The following is a 17049-nucleotide window of genomic DNA, read 5'->3' on the forward strand; positions in this document are numbered from 1 at the left end:
CTCGTAGCTTGAAGCTTGCAGCTATTTACCGTCGCGACTATCTGAGCGGGTATTAAATTTTAGCTGTCGCCATAGGCGATTTACACTACACAGGCTTGCAGCTCGTAGCTTGAAGCTTGCAGCTGCTTCCCCGTCTGGACTATCTTGTCATGTACGGTTTATGCTTCCTTGTTCCCGTAGGGCCTGTTAAATAATTCCTGTGATACTTTAAAATGTACAGACAGTTTTCGGATCATTTCTTTGGATAAACCGCGGCGGTAATGCAGCACATCAGAAAGCAGGCTTTTGCTGATGCCCAGTGCAGCGGATAAATCAACTGCTTTAAGACCATTTTCCTGCATCAGGTATTGTAATACTTCAACAGGGTTTGATTCTAAAAAAGTATTGTGTGCAGCATCCCATTTTTCAATGAGCAGTGTTAACAGCTCGATGACATCTTGCTGTTGCTGTGTTTTTGACGGAAGGGTAACCAGCTCTTCGAGCTGTGCGCAATAATCGTTGTACTGCGCCTCGGTTTTAATAACCCTGAATTGTAAGGCTACCATAATTGTATATTTTAAAAATCACTGACGATATACTGCATGCCAGATTTGCATAAATGACTGTACGCCGCATGTGTGCCTAGCCAGCAAACAAAAAGATGCGCTTCTTCCTCTCCAAAAACATAGTGGCATATCATACGGTATTTGTTTCCGCCAATGTTAAACACCACCCTGTCGTAACCATCGCCCAATAAATCAGCTGAACCAAATGTGCTTAAAATGTCTTCGGGGCAATCCCAATCTGCTTTTTTCAATACCGAAAGCCATAATTCAAAGGATATCCTGCCCTGGTTGTGTTTTTCTGTAAAGTTGATGATGGTTTGTCTCTTGATTAAATGAACCCTCATTCCCTATTATTTTACGAAGTTAGCAAATGTTCTCGAAATGCGTACTTTGCTTTAATTAAATTTCGCTTTTCTTCTGCAAATATTCTGGGCCCGGCCAAAACCAGGTTGTTCATTTAGCGTATGACGTATTTTTTTGGCGTAATTCCATCGTTAAAATACAGGTTGTTCACTATCCAATCAGCGTTTCGGGCATTCGAATAAAAATTGATCATCAATCAATTGAGTTAAATTTCTCTTTTCACTCCTGCACTCAATGCAATAAGAACAAACTTTATTTGGAATATTCGTTCCAATATACGTAGCTTTGTATTGTCAATTCAATTAAACGCATTCAAAACTTTCAAAAATGAATACTTTCCAAAACAAAGTGGCCGTTATTACCGGCGGTAACAGCGGCATCGGTTATGCTACAGCAGCAGATTTTATCGCCAAAGGCGCACAAGTGGTTATTACAGGCAGAAACGAAGCCTCTGTAAAAGAAGCAGCAGAAAAACTGGGTGTTGCAGCAACCGGTATTGTATCTGACCAGGGCAAACTGGGCAGCATAGATGCACTGGTAAGCGAAGTGAAAGCCAAATTCGGTAAAATAGATGTGTTGTTCCTGAATGCCGGCGTAGCAGCTTTCAGCCCGGTTGCATCTGCCACTGAAGAACATTACGATGCTATTATGGATCTGAATGTAAAAGGTGTTTATTTCACTGCACAGAAATTCCTCCCCATTCTCAACGACGGTGGCTCTGTCATCTTTAATACCTCTGTAAACGCTTCACTGGCTATGGCCAATTCAAGTGTGTATGCAGCAAGCAAGGCAGCAGTACTGGCCATCAATAAAGTGCTGGCTTTTGAACTGGCATCACGCAGAATTCGTGTGAATGCGGTATCTCCCGGACCAATTGCTACGCCGCTTTATGGCAAACTGGGTCTTTCACAACAGGAAGTAGATGGTTTCGGCTCAGCATTAGGTCAAAAAATCCTGGTAGGCCGTTTTGGTCAGGCAGAAGAAATTGCCAAAACAGTAACCTTCCTGGCCTCAGCTGACGGCGGCTTTATCAATGGTACTGAAATCACGGCAGACGGTGGCTTAACCGTAAATGGCGTTCTCTAAATCATTTTTTTTACCCTGAAGCGGAATGAATGTTCCGCTTCAGGGTTTCCATGAATCTCACCAGTGCTAATAAATTAAAAATGCCTGTGCTGGCCATGGGTGGTGATCACTCAACCGGTGGCTTTCTGGGAGATCATGTAAGACTGGTGGCCGAAAACGTAACCGAAATTAAAATCAGCAACGCTGGTCACTGGATAGCTGAAGAACAACCGGCGCAGGTACAGCAGGGCCTGTTGCAGTTCTTCCTCGCCCAATAGAACAGGCGGCCAATGCTCATGCGTTTGTATCTTTACAAACCGTATAAAATATCCTTTTATGGCACGTACAAAAGAATTTGATGAAAAAGAAGTGTTGGACAAGGCGGTAAACCTGTTCTGGGAGAAGGGATATGATGCCACATCGGCACAAGACCTGGTAGACGCACTGGGCATCAGCCGGTCGAGTTTGTACGATACATTCGGTGATAAAAGAGCCCTGTTTATCCAGGCGTTGCGTTACTACCAGCAAACAAAATCGAATGTGATGATTGCACAGCTCGATGCTGCCACCGATGAAGCAGCAACCATCCGGAACCTGTTCAAAGCCATTGTGGAAGAAACCGGTAGCGAAGCCGTGGTGAAGGGCTGTTTTATGGTAAATACCGGCGTGGAACTGTCTTTACACGATGCAGAAATAAATGCACTGGTAAAAAACAACAATGACGGTGTGGAAGATGCATTGACGAGAATTATTCAACGAGGGCAGGATAAAGGTGTGTTCACCCGCAAAAAAACAGCCCGTAGCCTGGCTCATTTCCTGTTCAACAATATCAGCGGATTGCGTGTGGCGGCAAGGTCAGGTGTATCGAAGCGCGTAATGGAAGAAACGATAGACGTTGTTTTATCTGCCCTGCAGTAAGCATACAGGTTAACCGTTATACAACAACAAAGCCCTGCCCCTGTTTAAGTCCGGGCAGGGCTTTGTATATGCAGTAAACCGTAAAATAAATATCTTTAGGTATGCTACATAACCTTTTGACGAAACGCACAGCACTGCTGTTACTGCTTTCCCTCTCCGCTTCCCTGCTGCATGCCCAGCAATTGTTAAACCATACCATTGCACAGTTTGCCCAACGCTCACAAGGCAAAACCGGTGTGTTTGCACAGGTGCTGGAAACCGGTGATACTGCTGGTTTTTACGCTACAGACCGTTTTCCCATGCAAAGTGTATACAAGGTGCCTATTGCCATGGCTATACTGGCGCAGGTTGACAAAGGCAAATGGCAACTCAGCGATTCCATATTGGTACTGCCGTCTGATTTATTAAAAACAGGTCATAGCCCCATTACAGATGAGCACCCACAGGGAAATGTAAAGATCACGCTGGCCGATTTACTGCAACTCGCCGTAGGTGAAAGCGACGGTACTGCCAGCGATGTATTGCTGCGCATTTTGGGCGGGCCGCAGAAGGTAAAAAAGTACCTGCACCACATTGGCGTTAAGCATGTGGCAGTTGCCAATACTGAAAAAGAAATACAGGGCGAATGGGAAGTGCAATACAGCAACCACGCCACGCCCGAAGCCATTGGCAAACTGCTGCGCACCTTGTATACCAAAGACGCGCTTTCACTGCCATCAAGAGATATATTGCTGAAATGGATGACAGAATCAACACCCGGCGCAGCACGCATCAAAGGCCTGTTGCCGCCCGGTACGCCTGTTGCCCACAAAACAGGCACCAGCGCCACCAATAAAGATGGACTTACTGCGGCTACCAACGATGCAGGTATTATTACCATGCCCAACGGCCATCACCTGGTAGTGGTAGTATTGGTAAGTAATTCCCCTGCCGACACACCCACCCGCGAAAATGTGATTGCCAGCATTACCAAAACCTTGTGGGATACCTGGAGCCGGTAAAACAAAAAGAGCGCGTTGCGCTCTTTTTGTTTATTCACTATTGCCTATTCACTATTGACTACTCACTGTTATACCAGGTTCTTCTTGATATAGGTAATGCTTTGCGTAATACTGTCGAACGGAGAGCTGGGGCATTTGTCCTGCTCTACGAAGAAATATTTAAAGCCGGCTTTTTCTTTCTGTGCAAGTATTCTTTTAAAATCAATTACCCCATTGCCTACTTCGGTAAAGTTGTGCGCGGGCGTATTGTCCATGTCTTTCATATGCCACAGCGGGAAACGGCCGGGATGCTGGTTAAACAATGCAACAGGATCGTGACCAGCCTTGGTAACCCAGTACAGGTCCATTTCCATTTTCACAAGGTCTTTGTCTGTATTGTTCAGCAGGATATCGTAAGGCAATTGGTTATCCTGTGGTGCAAATTCAAAATCGTGGTTGTGGTAACAGAACTGGATGCCTGCTTTTTTACAAACTGCGGCTGCTTTGTTAAACTCATCGGCCAGTTGTTTGTAATGATCTAAATTGCCACGTTCCTGTTCGCTCAGGTACGCACATACCATGTATTGAATGCCAACTGCGGCTGCATCGTCCACGGCTTTATCCCAGTTGTGCAGCAGGGTGCCGTTGGTAACGGCGCCATTGGTATTTTCGGCGCCCAGGCGGTAATGACTGCTGGGCATGATTAAGCCATGTTCTTTTAATACGCCGGCAAAGGTTTTGGGATCCATGCCGTAAAACAATTGGGAACCGGTATAGGTAGCACCTTCCAGTGCATTAAAACCAATCTGCGCCACTTTGGCCAGTGTGCCGCGCGGATCCTGCTGCATGGCATCACGCACCGTGTACAATTGCAAACCGATGGTATGGGCTGCCGGCAGGTTTTTACCGGAACTGCAGGATGGAAGCACGAGGTAAGCTGCTGAAGCAAGCGCTGAAGCTTTTACAAAGGACCGCCTGGATATCATATGGTAATGTTTATAAGTGTTTAAAATTAAGGATATAACCAAAACATCAGTCATGGATTTAAAAAAAGAAGCAGCCAGGGCAGCCGTACAATTTGTTCAGCACAACCACCGCATTGGCCTGGGCGCCGGAAGCACTATGGCGCATATGGCCGATCTGCTGCAGCAAAAGGCAGCCGAAGGACTTGCTTTCCGGGTTTACACCTCTTCCTTTTCTACCGCACGCCTGTTACAGCAAAAAGGGTTTGCCGTACAACAGGCTACCCATACCAGTGCCATTGACCTGTATTTTGACGGCTGCGACCAGTTTGATGCCGGGCTGAATGCACTGAAAAGCGGCGGCGGTGTACACACCAGCGAAAAAATACTGGCCTTCATGGCGGGTGAATTTATACTGGTGGGCGATGAAAGCAAATACGTGCAGGAACTCAGCACCCGTTTCCCGCTGGTGGTTGAAGTACTGCCCGAGGCGCTGACGTATGTACAGGCACAAATAGGCCGCTTGTTTGCCGGTACCACCAGTAGCCTGCGGCAGGCACCGCAAAAAGATGGCGCTATTGTAACCGACCATGGCAATTACCTGCTGGATGTAATGTTTACGGCCTGGCCACCGCTGGAACAAATAAACCCGGCTGCCAAAAGTATTCCTGGTGTGGTAGAAACTTCCTTGTTTTTCGGCATCGCCCAAAAAGCCGTGATAGCCGGGGAACAGGGTGTGCAGGTACTATATAAACAACAATAACAGCTACCCGGTCACATAACCATTACCTTTGCCTATGCTTAGTTTTATACACCTGCCTGTTCGCCGAAGCGTTTTATACCTGAAGAAAAAGCTAACCGAAAAGCAGTTTTTGCTGTTCGCCTGCATTGTGGTAGGCGCCACAGCCAGTCTTGCCGCGGTGTTGTTAAAATTATTCGTCTTCCGCCTGGAAGAATTGTTTTTCAAGCACATGCGGTTTGGAAATACAGTCTGGCTGCAATCCCTTTTACCCATGGCGGGTATTGGCCTCACCGCATTGATGATATACCGGTTGTTCCGCAATAATTTTCAGAAAGGCAATGATAAAATTGTATATGCCATTGCCAAAAAAGGCGCCAACCTGCCCTTCAGCCAGGTGTACTCCCACCTGTTAACCAGCGGTGTTACCGTTGGTTTGGGCGGTTCTGCCGGACTGGAATCGCCCATGGTGGCTACCGGCGCAGCCATTGGCTCCAACTTCGGGCGTGTGTATTACCTGCCTTATAAAGAACGCACGGTGCTGCTGGCCTGCGGTATTGCTTCGGGCATCTCTTCTGCATTCAGCGCGCCTATTGCAGGTGTTTTGTTTGCGCTGGAGGTGCTGATGATCGATATTACCATCACCACCTTTATCCCGCTCATTATTTCAGCAGCCACTGGTGCACTGATTGCCAAAATTATACTTGGCGACGAGATCTTGCTGAATTTCAGGAACATGCAGCCTTTTAACTATAGCAATACTTTCTTTTATATCGGCCTTGGGTTGCTTTGCGGCTTGCTGGCCTTGTATTATGCCCGGGTATTTACCTGGCTCGAGCACCGGTTTGAACACATTACTTCAAGAACAAACAAATGGCTTATCGGCGGCTCCCTGCTTGCTGTATTGATTTTCCTGTTCCCGCCTTTGTTCGGGGAAGGTTATGCCACCATTAAATCGCTGGCCGAAAACAATACACTGGATAAAACCGGCCTCTTATTTTTTAATACCAATAACAGCTGGCTGCTGATCGCCATGCTATCGGCAGTTATCCTGCTAAAGGTTTTTGCCACTTCCTTTACGCTGCAGGGCGGCGGCAATGGCGGCAGTTTTGCGCCTGCGCTGTTAATCGGCGGACTGCTGGGTTATGTGGCCGCACAATTATGCCACCACATGGGTTACCAGGTGCCCACAGCCAACTTTATTGTAGTGGGTATGGCCGGACTGCTGAGCGGCCTGTTCTTTGCGCCCTTAACTGCTATATTCCTGAGCGCTGAAATTACAGGCGGGTATAGCCTGATTATTCCCCTGATGCTGGTATCGGCCATCAGTTTCTTCGTAGTGAAATCATTTGAACCGCTGTCGATGGAAATGAAAAAACTTTCCCTCAGCAGCAAACTCAACCCCAGTGATAAAGATAAATTCCTGCTAAGCCGCCTGGAATTACTGCAGCTGGTGGAGAAAGACCACCTGGCATTCCCTGCCACCATGCCTTGGCGCAGCATGCTGAAACTGATTGCCGGCAACAACAAAGATGTGTATGCTGTACTGGATGAAAACAAAAAATTAATTGGCAGCATCTATCTCAATGATATTAAATCAATTCTGCTCGATGACCAACGTATCAGTGCACCCAATACCGCAGCAGATGTAATGCTGAAACAAACCGCGGTAATCGATACGGATGATGTGGAATCAGTACTGTACAAGTTTGAGCAACAGCACGCCACCACGCTGGCTGTAACCGGCGCAGACGGGCGCTTTATCGGTTTCATTACCAAATCGGCCATACTCGATCGTTACCGTAAAGAAATTATTCATTACAGCTATAATTAAGCAAACGGCATAACCATCAGCAATTCAACGCTATATTGCAGGTTGACCATTGTTACCTACCCGCGTTTGATGGGCTGGGCAGGTATATTGTCCATGGCCTTGTTCCGGTTGCCGCTTTGGTGGAGCAAGCGTTACAGCTTCTGGAAACTGATGGGCTCGGGAAAAGGGCAAGGATTTTCCAAACGCCCGGATTGGCGGCAATGGGCCCTGCTAACTGTTGAAACGCAGGATAATATCACACAAGTTTCTGATTACAATAAATTTATACGTTTTTATTGGACTTTATTTTCTGCAAAGCAGGTACAACTACTGCTGCAACCCATTGCCGGGCATGGGTGCTGGGATAAAAGCGAAATATTCGGCAACCTGCCTAAACACACTGACTACAATGGCATTACGGCTGTTTTAACCCGTGCTACCATACGCTTTAGCCAACTGCACAGCTTCTGGCGCAATGTGCCTGCCGTGTCAGCGCAAACAGCACTGGCCGGGGGCCTGTTGTGTGCTTATGGCATTGGTGAAGTGCCGTGGATAAAACAGGCCACATTCAGCATCTGGACATCTCCCGAAGCGATCCGTGCTTTCGCTTATGCAGGGAAGAGCCATGCCGGCGTGGTGGCAAAAACCAGGAGGGATAACTGGTACAGGGAAGAAATGTACGTGCGTTTTAAGATAATCCGGGCAAAAGGCATCCACCTTCCAGGCGTACCCGGAATGGCATGAAACTGGCATCGGTTTGTATGGTGCAGTTTTATCGCCCCATTTAAACTAGATAGCCATGAAAAATGAACACACCAGTCACCCGCATTCAACCGGAAAAGAGATCAAGCAAAAACATCCCAGCACTCCCATGACCAGGGAAGAGGATGTGCAGAACAGCCCGGATGAAAAAACAGATGAAGATTATCCCAATTTCCCGCATCCGCCGGCTGACAAAAAAACGATCAAGACGCAGACAAAAAACCCGGACTAACGGGCTTAACACAGCAAAGCAGGAAGGACGCTCATCCCTCCTGCTTTTTTTTGCGCTATGCACCTGTTAATCACAATCACCCGCCGGCCTGACCGGGCGTTGCTTTAGCTGCCCTAAACTCCCTATATTGCAACATGTTTGCACCGAAACACAAGCGTACAAAGTTGCTTCTGGCGTATTTCCTGAACCTGATTTCTTCGGCCGATTGCGGCAGTCCCGATTACTGAATGGACGCCCTTTACCGGGGCATGCAATGCGATCAATTAATTTATTAGCCGGCATCAGTGCGAAGCACCGCCACAAAAAAGAAACGTATGTCTACTATCGACCATCAACAGCTGTTTGTTGAATCGGAACTCGGAACCCTGCGCAAAATTCTCATTCACAGTCCTGACGGGGGCATCGGAAAAATAATCCCCAGTACATTCTCAGATAACCTGTACGATGATATTGTGCATCTGAAAAAGATGCAGAAAGAATACAACCATTATGTAAAACTGCTGCTGTATTTCCTTGACCCCGGAAAAATCGCCTATATCAACGAGTGCCAGCAATCACCCGATGAAGAAGTGCGTGCCAACTGTTTTATTCCCGGCAAAAAAGAATACTTCCAAAGCCACAACGTAATGGATGCCCAGAACCTGCTGGAAGAAATACTGCAGGATGAGCGGGTAAAACTGCGTTTGATTGCAGCCATCTGCTCGTACGAAGAAACCAGCCTTATTACCCAGCAAAAGCTGGAATCTATTACGGATACAGCCCTGCTGTCGAAAATACTGATCACGGGGGTATTGCCTTCTGAAGAGAACGGCACCCGGGACGACCAGTTTATTTTCCCGCCCATTCCCAACTTTATTTTCACGCGCGATATCGGTATCATGATCAAAGATCATATTCTACTGAGCCGCATGGCTACTGCCGCGCGCAAAAGGGAATCGCTCATTACCAAATGCCTTGCACTGTATTACTTTTTTAAAGAAAACCTGGATAAGGTAATTGAGATTACAGAAGAAAGTGATTTCTTTTTGTATGAAGAAGAGGAACGCCGCCAGCGCATCATCAGCATTGAGGGCGGGGACATTATGATGATTCATCCCAAACACCTGATTGTGGGTTGCAGCGAACGCACTTCCTCCAACGCGGTGAATGAAATCATCCACTCCATTTTCAGCAAGTCCTCACTGGGTATTGAAAAAATATCAGTAGTGAAAATACCGCGCAAACGGGCGCAGATGCATATTGATACCATCTTCACACAGGTAAAGCGCAACGTGTGGGTATTGTACGGCAGGTATTCTGAAAAGATACTTGAAGCGGAAAACAATATCAAGAAAGCTTATCTCGGCATACTCATGCACAAATCGCAGCTGCATAAAATGGAAGACCCGGAGATACTGCAGTTTTATAAAAAATCATCTGAAGTATACCAGTCTAACAAAGACTACAGCGTATCCAACAACCCCGCGGGCATAGAAGCGCTGCTTACGCAGATCAGCGTGGAAGATTATGGCTGTTCACCGCAGGAAGTGACCATTATTTACAGCGGCGGCAATGATTTTCCGCACGACGACCGAGAGCAATGGACCGATTCGTGCAACGTGGTGGCGCTGAAAGAAGGTGTGGTAATTGGTTACGACCGTAACGACAAGACCTCGGATGCCTTCCGCAAGGCGGGTTTCAACGTGCTTACCACCGAACAGGCATTTGAATTGTTTGAACAGGGACAGGACCCGCAGCTGCTCGAAAACACGCTGATACTGCTGCCTTCGGCCGAACTGTCGCGCGCGCGCGGCGGCTCGCATTGCATGAGCATGCCGCTGCTGAGAGATAAACTGGTGTAACTTTATAAAACAACTCCCCTTCATGCAAACAACACAGCATATATTAATGATACGGCCCGTGCAGTTTACCTACAACGCACAAACGGCGGTAAACAACGCCTTCCAGGTAGAAGGTGCACAGGCAGACGCACAACAGAAAGCACTCGGAGAATTTGACCGCATGGTAACCCTGCTGCGTGACAATGGTGTGCAGGTAACCGTGATTGACGATACCCCGGAGCCGCATACACCAGACAGCCTGTTTCCCAACAACTGGCTGTCGTTTCACCCGGGCGGAACCATGGTGCTGTACCCGATGTTTGCGCCCAACCGCAGGCTCGAGCGCAGCGAGGCCATCATCAACCGCATGAAACAGGAACAGGGCATTGCCAATGTAATTGACCTGAGCGGCTTTGAAAAAGAACAGCGCTTTCTTGAAGGCACCGGCAGTATGGTGCTCGACAGGGATCAGGGTATTGCCTATGCCTGCCTCTCCCCGCGCACCGACAAAAAAGTATTACAGGAGTTCGCGAAGAAACTGAAATACGAGCCGGTGATTTTTCATGCCACCGACAAGAACAACAAACCCATTTACCATACCAATGTAATGATGTGTGTGGCTGATCACTACGTGGTGATTTGCCTTGAAAGCATCCGTGATGTGGCAGAACGCAGCGATGTAATTGCCACCATTAACGGTACGGAAAAAGAAGCGGTGCTGATTACACTGGACCAGATGAATCACTTTGCAGGCAATATGCTGCAGGTGCTGGGTAAAGATGGCGAGCCACTGCTGGTAATGAGTACACAAGCCTACCAATCGCTCACGGAAGACCAGTTAAAAACACTGGAAAACTACAACCGCATTATCCATAGCGACCTGCATACCATTGAAACCAATGGCGGCGGCAGTGCGAGGTGCATGATGGCGGAAGTATTTTAAAGAAAATTGCCCCGGTTAAGCCGGGGCAATTTTCTTTATGGTTGCATGCCATTATTCTTGATTGCAGCCGTTCTCAGTTCAAGCAGGTTAAGACCATTGGCTTTGAAGCCTGTAATGTTGGGCTGTAGCAGGTGAATGGCCATATCGTAAAAAATAGGTATTACCGGCGCATCGTCGGTTACCAGCTGATCCATCTGGCGGTACAATACATATCGTGCGCTATCATTGGTGGTTTGCAGGGCGCGGTTGTACAACTCATCAAACGCCGGGTTGCGGTAACGGGTATAGTTGGGCGGTGCCGGGTTGCGGCTGTAAAAAACGGCCATATAGTTTTCCGCATCCGGGTAATCGGCTATCCAGCTGCCCCTGAACAACGGCGCCTGCGATTTGGCAGTCTGTTCCAGCAACAGGCTTTTCTGCACAACTTCTACCTGTACTTTAATGCCTACATCTTCCATTTGCCTGGCCGCAAAACTGGCTATGTCTGCATACACCGGTATGGTAAGCAACTTAATCACCGGCAGTCCTTTGCCATCCGGGAAACCGGCTTCTTTCAGCAACTGTGCTGCTTTTACGGGGTTGAATGGATAGCCTTTCACCAGCTCAGCGTTGTGCGAGGGTAACCCTGCGGGCACAAAACCTCCTTCAGCCGGTGTGCCAATGGAATTGCGCAGGTACATCATCAGCTGTTTGCGGTCTATCGCATAATTCATGGCCTGGCGCACGGCTTTCAGTCGCAACGGCGATTGCGTTACCAGCGGGTTATCCGGATCAGTTAAAATGCCAAAGTATTCGGTATTGAGATAAGCATGTGTATCCAGCACAATCCTGTTCTTCCACTGGCTGCGCAGCTGGCCTGTTTTGGTGAGTATCTCATCTTTATAAGAAGGATCTACATCGTTGATAAAACTCAGCACGCCCTGCCTGAACTGCAGGAACTCGGTGGCCTTGTTATCGTAGAAACTGATCTGTACGGCATCGAGGTAAGGCAAGGCTTTGCCGGCACTGTCCTGTTCCCAGTAATGTTCGTTTTTATGTAATACCAGGGCCTGCCCTTCTTCCCATATAAACAGGCTGAAAGGCCCGGTACCACAGGGATGCCGCCTGAAATCCTTCCCGTATTTTTCTACTGCTTCGTGCGGTACAATGCTGCAATATTGCATACTGAGTATGCCCAGTATGGGCTGAAAAGGTCTTAGCAGGGTGAGTTTAAACGTGGTGTCATCCACAGCAGTAAAGCCATTGGGCGCAATACGGTTGTTAAACACCCAGGCACCGCTGCTGGCTGTGGCCTTATCGGTAATGCGGTTAAAGCTGTACACCACATCGGCTGCAGTCATGCGCCTGCCTTTTCCGCCTGCGAAGGCGGCATCATCCTGGAAATAAACATTGCTGCGCAGGTGAAAAGTGTAGGTCATTCCGTCAGCGCTGATATCCCAGCTTTTGGCGAGTGAGGGCACAATGTTGAGGCCGCTGTCAATTTCAACCAGTGAGTTGTACAGCTGGTGTATTACCCACATCACCGAACGGTTTTTGGCAAAAGCGGGATCGAGTGAAGCCACGCCGTCTACTTCATTGTAATAAAATACCTGTTTGTGCTGTTCCGTGTTGCTGCCGCATCCCTGCAACAGCCACAGCACACAGCCTGCAAACACTATCGTAGCAGGGCGTTTGAAAGCCGTAACCGATCTGCCAATGATACGCATCGGGTGATAAATCCATTTCATTAATGCCGAATATCCTATTTTTAACGCATGAAGAAAGTATTTTTTTTGACGCTCGCTGCCGTTGCGGGTATGCACGGCATGGCGCAGGCGCAGAAGGGTGAAAAAACATTTACACATGCTGACACGCTGCGTGGCACACTGGGAGCGGAACGTACGTGGTGGGATGTGCAGCAGTACAATATCAGCGTGGCACCGGATTATCTTAACAAAACCATCCGTGGCACCAACCGCATCGTTTACAAAGTAGTGGAAGAAAGTTACCCTGCCTTTATGCAGCTCGACCTGCAGCAGCCGATGGAGCTGGACAGTGTGTTATTCGGCAAACGCAGGTTGCAGTTTACCCGTGAAGGCAATGCCTTTCATGTACAGGTACCCAAACAGAAATATTTATCGGTAGATACCATTACCACCTATTTTCATGGCCAACCGCGCATTGCCGTTCGTCCGCCATGGGATGGCGGCTGGATTTTCGCCAAAGATGCAGAGAAACGCCCCTGGATGAGCGTGGCCTGCCAGGGTCTTGGTGCCAGCGTTTGGTATCCCTGTAAAGATCACCAGAGTGATGAACCCGACAATGGCGCCATTCTCACCATCGCCGCGCCCGATACACTGGTGGCAGTAGGCAACGGCCGTATGATTCACCAGCAAACGGCAGACAGTGTTACCATCACCAGCTTTATGGTGCGTAATCCCATTAACAACTACACCATTATTCCCTACATCGGCAAATACGCGCATTTCAGTGATACGCTGCATGGCGAAAAAGGCGTACTGGATATGAATTTCTGGCCGCTGGACTACAACCTGGACAAAGCAAAAAAACAGTTTGCACAGGCCAAAGACATGATGCGTGCGTTTGAATACTGGTTTGGCCCCTATCCTTTTTATGAAGATGGCTACCAGCTCATTGAATCGCCCCACCTGGGTATGGAACACCAGAGCGCTGTGGCCTATGGCAACCATTACCAGAACGGTTACCTGGGCCGGGACCTGAGCGGCACAGGCTGGGGTACCAAATGGGATTTTATCATCGTACACGAAAGCGGTCACGAGTGGTTTGCCAACAACATTACCACGAAAGACATTGCCGATATGTGGGTGCACGAAGGGTTTACCAACTACAGCGAAACCCTGTTTACCGAATACTATTATGGCAAGGAAGCAGGTAATGATTACTGTTACGGCATCCGTAAAAACATCCGCAACGATGTACCCATTATCGGTCATTACGGCGTAAACGATGAAGGCAGCGGTGATATGTATTACAAAGGCGCCAACATGCTGCACAGCATCCGCCATGCAATAGACAATGATGTTTTGTTCAGGCAGATATTGCGCGGGCTGGGTAAAACCTTCTACCACCAGACAGTTACCACGCAACAGGTAGAACAATACATCAGCAAACAGGCCGGTTTTGATTTCTCTAAAGTATTTGACCAGTACCTGCGCACCACACAAATACCTGTATTGGAGTTTGCAGTTAAAGACAACAAATTATCATTCCGTTATACCAACTGCGTAAAAGGCTTTAACCTGCCGCTGGCACTGCATTCAGACAAAGCGGTACTAAAGCTGAAACCAACGGAAGAATGGCAATCTGTTACACTGAATGCCGGTCAGCAATCACTCGCTACAGCCCAGCTGATAGAGCGGTTGTATTACATTCATACCAAGGCAACAGATAAGCCCTGATAAGGCAATGTGCGAATCATAACAAAGGCAGGCCTGGGATTGCAGGTCTGCCTTTGTTATATGTGGAACTTTGTTTGGATGATTACCGTTTTTTCACCGGTAAACCATCCATTTCAGCCCCGCAGGATTGCTGCCAGTTATTTTTATTCTATTTTTAGGTATTCAAAACCAATCCTAAATGATTAGAAAAAAACTGGCTTTAATTGCCCCTGTTCTTGCAGTGGCTTTTTTTTCCTGTTCTAAAGATCCCATCGGTGTTACGCCGCACACTTCCTCCGCAACTTCTAACTGGAGAGCTTTTTTACCCAATGAGCAAACCAATACCGAACATTGGTTCGACAGTGGTTTCGTAAGCAACGACGTGGCGCACTTCGACTACACTAATGTTCCAGGCGACATTGACCCAAGCTACCTGCACACCGGTTTTGTTAACGTGGTTCCCGGCGGCATTACCATAAAAGTTGATTCGGTGACCTTTACTGAACGCGTGATTGTACCTACCAGCGGTCAGGGTGCAGTAGCAGCGTATGACTTCTTCCTGTACGTTTTCGGTACCAACGATTCAATTGTGTTACGTACCGTAGGCACTTCAGAAAAAGTATTGTCTAACCAGTTCACCGTAGGTTCAGCCGGTGTAATTGGCGACGCATCGCTGGTTAAAACTTTTAACCAGTGGGCTACTGTGAAATTGGCAATGACCGCCCACCAGGCGTCATTCTACATCAACGACCAGCTGGTTAAAACAGTTCCTTACACCCGCTCTATTGGTACACTGAAAAGAATCTGGACCGGCTTTAAAGGTTCTTCTGGCAGCATTGACTGGATAACCGTTTCTTACGGCACCAAACAGTACATGAGCAGCAATTTTGACCTCTACAACCCGTACACTGCTTTCTGGAACAACTAACACAAGCGGTCAGCATTTATACGCTGTGTCAACAAAAAATCGGTCCCGGCTAAGCCGGGACCGATTTTTTTTATTTCAATTGCAGTTATTGCACCTGGTAAGTAAGTGTTTGCCTTTGCTGGTAAGTAACCGGCTTGCCATCCTGTGTAGCCGGGCTCCATTTAGGCGATTGCAGCAATACGGCTTTAAAATCATCCCCGGTACCATAGCCAGGATCTGCCAGTATTTTAACATCCGTCACCTTACCTTCTTTATTTACATTAAAACTGGCCAGTACCCGGTAAACACCTTTCGGCGCTTTGTTTTTCAGCGCTACGGAATTATTCATTTTTTCGGCCAGGTACGTACGCCAGGCTGTTACACCGCCGGGAAACTGTGCTTCCACTATCACGGGGCGTACCGTTCTTTCCAGTATGGTATCACTGGTTTGCGCGTGCACACGCGTTGCACTGAAACAGGCGATGGCAATAATAAACAGTAGTTGTTTCATACATTAATTGTTTAAACCTAACCGGCAGTAGGAATGTTTTCGAAACCATCATCTTCCCCCCTGCCCATGGCTGCCCTTTTCATGGCAGCCGCTTTTTCGTGTCCCAGGTATTTTTCTATCCATCGTTCTGCCAGGTAAATAACCGGGGTAAGTACAATGGCTACAATAAATTTATAGGTATAATTCATCATTCCAACACCCAGCACCAGTCCCCAGCTCCAGTTATTGCCAATTTTAAAAGCAATAATCAGCACAATATAACTGTCAATCAGCTGGCTTACCAGGGTGGAGCCTGTTGCACGCAGCCATACATGTTTTTCGCCTGTAGCACGTTTAATGCGGTGAAATACGAGCACATCTACCAACTGACTTACCAAAAATGCGACCAGACTTCCGACAATGATCCACATTCCCTGCCCGAAAATAGCGGAAAAGGCGTTTTGCATGTCAGGCACGCCCGAATCCTGCTTGGAATGTACCCAGAAATCGGCAGGCGCAATGTGTAAAGCGGCGTAAAACATGATAAACGCGTACGAAATCAGGGCAATGGCCGTATAACTGATGCGTTTTACGGCAGCCGGGCCATAATATTCGTTAACGATATCGGTAATCACAAATTCCAGCGGCCACAGCAACACACCGCAGGTAAGGGTAAACGACAGGCCGGTTTGGCCAAACAAGGTAAAATTGGCTGGTGCAATACCCAGTACTTTTTCCAGGGAAAACAGCTTGCCGCCGATACATTCGGCAATCAGTGCATTGGCCACAAAAAAAGCGGTAAAGCCGATAAAAAGCCGGGTTGATTTGTCTGAAAGAATCTTACGGATCATTGTTGATTGGAGGTAACGATGTAATAAACAAATTGAGTGACGAGAAAAAACAGGTTCACTACCTGCAGCCATGCCTTTACAGGATGCTGCTTTTTAGCCAGCAGCAGGTATACCATGCAGCAGGCGGTAGCAATATTCAGCGGAATACTCACCGGGAACCAGCCCAGGATCAGTATTAAACCGGTTAATACTTCGGGGATGTTCACATGTGTGTAACGCAATAAAACGCACAATATAAACATTAGGTTACTCAAAAAAGTA

Annotated in this window: 19 protein-coding genes; 12 read left to right on the forward strand and 7 right to left on the reverse strand. The window is 47.7% G+C overall.

Going from position 1 to position 17049, the window contains the following annotated elements; all coding sequences use genetic code 11:
- Positions 1 to 158: 158 nt before the first annotated feature.
- Both DXN05_RS19785 and DXN05_RS19790 read right to left on the reverse strand, forming a co-directional pair.
- Complete coding sequence (locus DXN05_RS19785) at positions 159 to 545, reverse strand: helix-turn-helix domain-containing protein (protein ID WP_116849025.1); 387 nt, start codon at positions 543 to 545, stop codon at positions 159 to 161.
- Positions 546 to 556: 11 nt separating this feature from the next.
- Positions 557 to 889, reverse strand: coding sequence for a type II toxin-antitoxin system HigB family toxin (locus DXN05_RS19790; protein WP_116849026.1), 333 nt, complete (start codon positions 887 to 889; stop codon positions 557 to 559).
- Positions 890 to 1235: 346 nt separating this feature from the next.
- Here DXN05_RS19790 and DXN05_RS19795 point away from each other — a divergent pair, with 346 nt between their 5' ends.
- From DXN05_RS19795 to bla, 4 genes are all read left to right on the forward strand, one after another.
- The gene (locus DXN05_RS19795; protein WP_116849027.1) at positions 1236 to 1994 is read left to right on the forward strand and encodes an SDR family oxidoreductase; all 759 of its coding nucleotides are present in this window, start codon (positions 1236 to 1238) and stop codon (positions 1992 to 1994) included.
- A 50-nt stretch (positions 1995 to 2044) separates the two neighbouring features.
- Positions 2045 to 2251, forward strand: a complete 207-nt coding sequence (locus tag DXN05_RS19800; protein WP_147314005.1) for an alpha/beta fold hydrolase — start codon at positions 2045 to 2047, stop codon at positions 2249 to 2251.
- Positions 2252 to 2309: 58 nt separating this feature from the next.
- The gene (locus tag DXN05_RS19805; protein WP_116849029.1) at positions 2310 to 2891 is read left to right on the forward strand and encodes a TetR/AcrR family transcriptional regulator; all 582 of its coding nucleotides are present in this window, start codon (positions 2310 to 2312) and stop codon (positions 2889 to 2891) included.
- Between the two features lie 101 nt (positions 2892 to 2992).
- Positions 2993 to 3892, forward strand: a complete 900-nt coding sequence (gene bla, locus DXN05_RS19810) for a class A beta-lactamase (RefSeq protein WP_116849030.1) — start codon at positions 2993 to 2995, stop codon at positions 3890 to 3892.
- A gap of 68 nt (positions 3893 to 3960) precedes the next feature.
- Here the strand turns inward: bla and DXN05_RS19815 are convergent, their stop codons facing one another.
- Complete coding sequence (locus DXN05_RS19815) at positions 3961 to 4857, reverse strand: sugar phosphate isomerase/epimerase family protein (RefSeq protein WP_116849098.1); 897 nt, start codon at positions 4855 to 4857, stop codon at positions 3961 to 3963.
- 52 nt (positions 4858 to 4909) lie between these two features.
- Here DXN05_RS19815 and rpiA point away from each other — a divergent pair, with 52 nt between their 5' ends.
- The 6 genes from rpiA (at position 4910) to ctlX (ending at position 11142) form a co-directional block, all read left to right on the forward strand.
- On the forward strand, positions 4910 to 5596 hold the full coding sequence (gene rpiA / locus DXN05_RS19820) for a ribose 5-phosphate isomerase A (protein WP_116849031.1): 687 nt from the start codon (positions 4910 to 4912) through the stop codon (positions 5594 to 5596).
- A 34-nt stretch (positions 5597 to 5630) separates the two neighbouring features.
- On the forward strand, positions 5631 to 7406 hold the full coding sequence (locus tag DXN05_RS19825) for a chloride channel protein (RefSeq protein WP_116849032.1): 1776 nt from the start codon (positions 5631 to 5633) through the stop codon (positions 7404 to 7406).
- A 42-nt stretch (positions 7407 to 7448) separates the two neighbouring features.
- On the forward strand, positions 7449 to 8129 hold the full coding sequence (locus DXN05_RS19830; RefSeq protein ID WP_116849033.1) for a spheroidene monooxygenase: 681 nt from the start codon (positions 7449 to 7451) through the stop codon (positions 8127 to 8129).
- A 55-nt stretch (positions 8130 to 8184) separates the two neighbouring features.
- Positions 8185 to 8379 carry a hypothetical protein gene (locus DXN05_RS19835; RefSeq protein ID WP_116849034.1) on the forward strand — a complete coding sequence of 65 codons (195 nt, stop codon included), beginning with the start codon at positions 8185 to 8187 and terminating at the stop codon, positions 8377 to 8379.
- A 314-nt stretch (positions 8380 to 8693) separates the two neighbouring features.
- A complete protein-coding gene (locus tag DXN05_RS19840; protein ID WP_116849035.1) occupies positions 8694 to 10220 on the forward strand; it encodes an arginine deiminase family protein in 1527 nt (508 codons plus the stop codon).
- Positions 10221 to 10242: 22 nt separating this feature from the next.
- Positions 10243 to 11142 (forward strand): citrulline utilization hydrolase CtlX, encoded by a 900-nt coding sequence (gene ctlX, locus DXN05_RS19845; protein WP_116849036.1) that lies wholly within the window; start codon positions 10243 to 10245, stop codon positions 11140 to 11142.
- 35 nt (positions 11143 to 11177) lie between these two features.
- Here the strand turns inward: ctlX and DXN05_RS19850 are convergent, their stop codons facing one another.
- Complete coding sequence (locus DXN05_RS19850; protein WP_245975253.1) at positions 11178 to 12869, reverse strand: ABC transporter substrate-binding protein; 1692 nt, start codon at positions 12867 to 12869, stop codon at positions 11178 to 11180.
- Positions 12870 to 12896: 27 nt separating this feature from the next.
- Here DXN05_RS19850 and DXN05_RS19855 point away from each other — a divergent pair, with 27 nt between their 5' ends.
- On the forward strand, positions 12897 to 14561 hold the full coding sequence (locus DXN05_RS19855; protein ID WP_116849037.1) for a M1 family metallopeptidase: 1665 nt from the start codon (positions 12897 to 12899) through the stop codon (positions 14559 to 14561).
- 178 nt (positions 14562 to 14739) lie between these two features.
- The gene (locus tag DXN05_RS19860; RefSeq protein ID WP_116849038.1) at positions 14740 to 15468 is read left to right on the forward strand and encodes a hypothetical protein; all 729 of its coding nucleotides are present in this window, start codon (positions 14740 to 14742) and stop codon (positions 15466 to 15468) included.
- 85 nt (positions 15469 to 15553) lie between these two features.
- Here the strand turns inward: DXN05_RS19860 and DXN05_RS19865 are convergent, their stop codons facing one another.
- The 3 genes from DXN05_RS19865 to DXN05_RS19875 are packed head-to-tail and all read right to left on the reverse strand — an operon-like array spanning position 15554 to position 17009.
- Positions 15554 to 15958, reverse strand: coding sequence for an energy transducer TonB (locus DXN05_RS19865; protein WP_116849039.1), 405 nt, complete (start codon positions 15956 to 15958; stop codon positions 15554 to 15556).
- A gap of 17 nt (positions 15959 to 15975) precedes the next feature.
- Entirely contained in the window at positions 15976 to 16788 is an 813-nt protein-coding gene (locus tag DXN05_RS19870) for a queuosine precursor transporter (protein ID WP_116849040.1), read from the reverse strand.
- Complete coding sequence (locus tag DXN05_RS19875) at positions 16785 to 17009, reverse strand: hypothetical protein (protein WP_147314007.1); 225 nt, start codon at positions 17007 to 17009, stop codon at positions 16785 to 16787. Before DXN05_RS19875 ends, DXN05_RS19870 begins: the two co-directional genes overlap by 4 nt.
- Between the last annotated feature and the right edge of the window lie 40 nt (positions 17010 to 17049).

It is taken from the genome of Deminuibacter soli (genome assembly GCF_003412455.1).
In the GTDB taxonomy this organism is placed as follows: domain Bacteria; phylum Bacteroidota; class Bacteroidia; order Chitinophagales; family Chitinophagaceae; genus Deminuibacter; species Deminuibacter soli.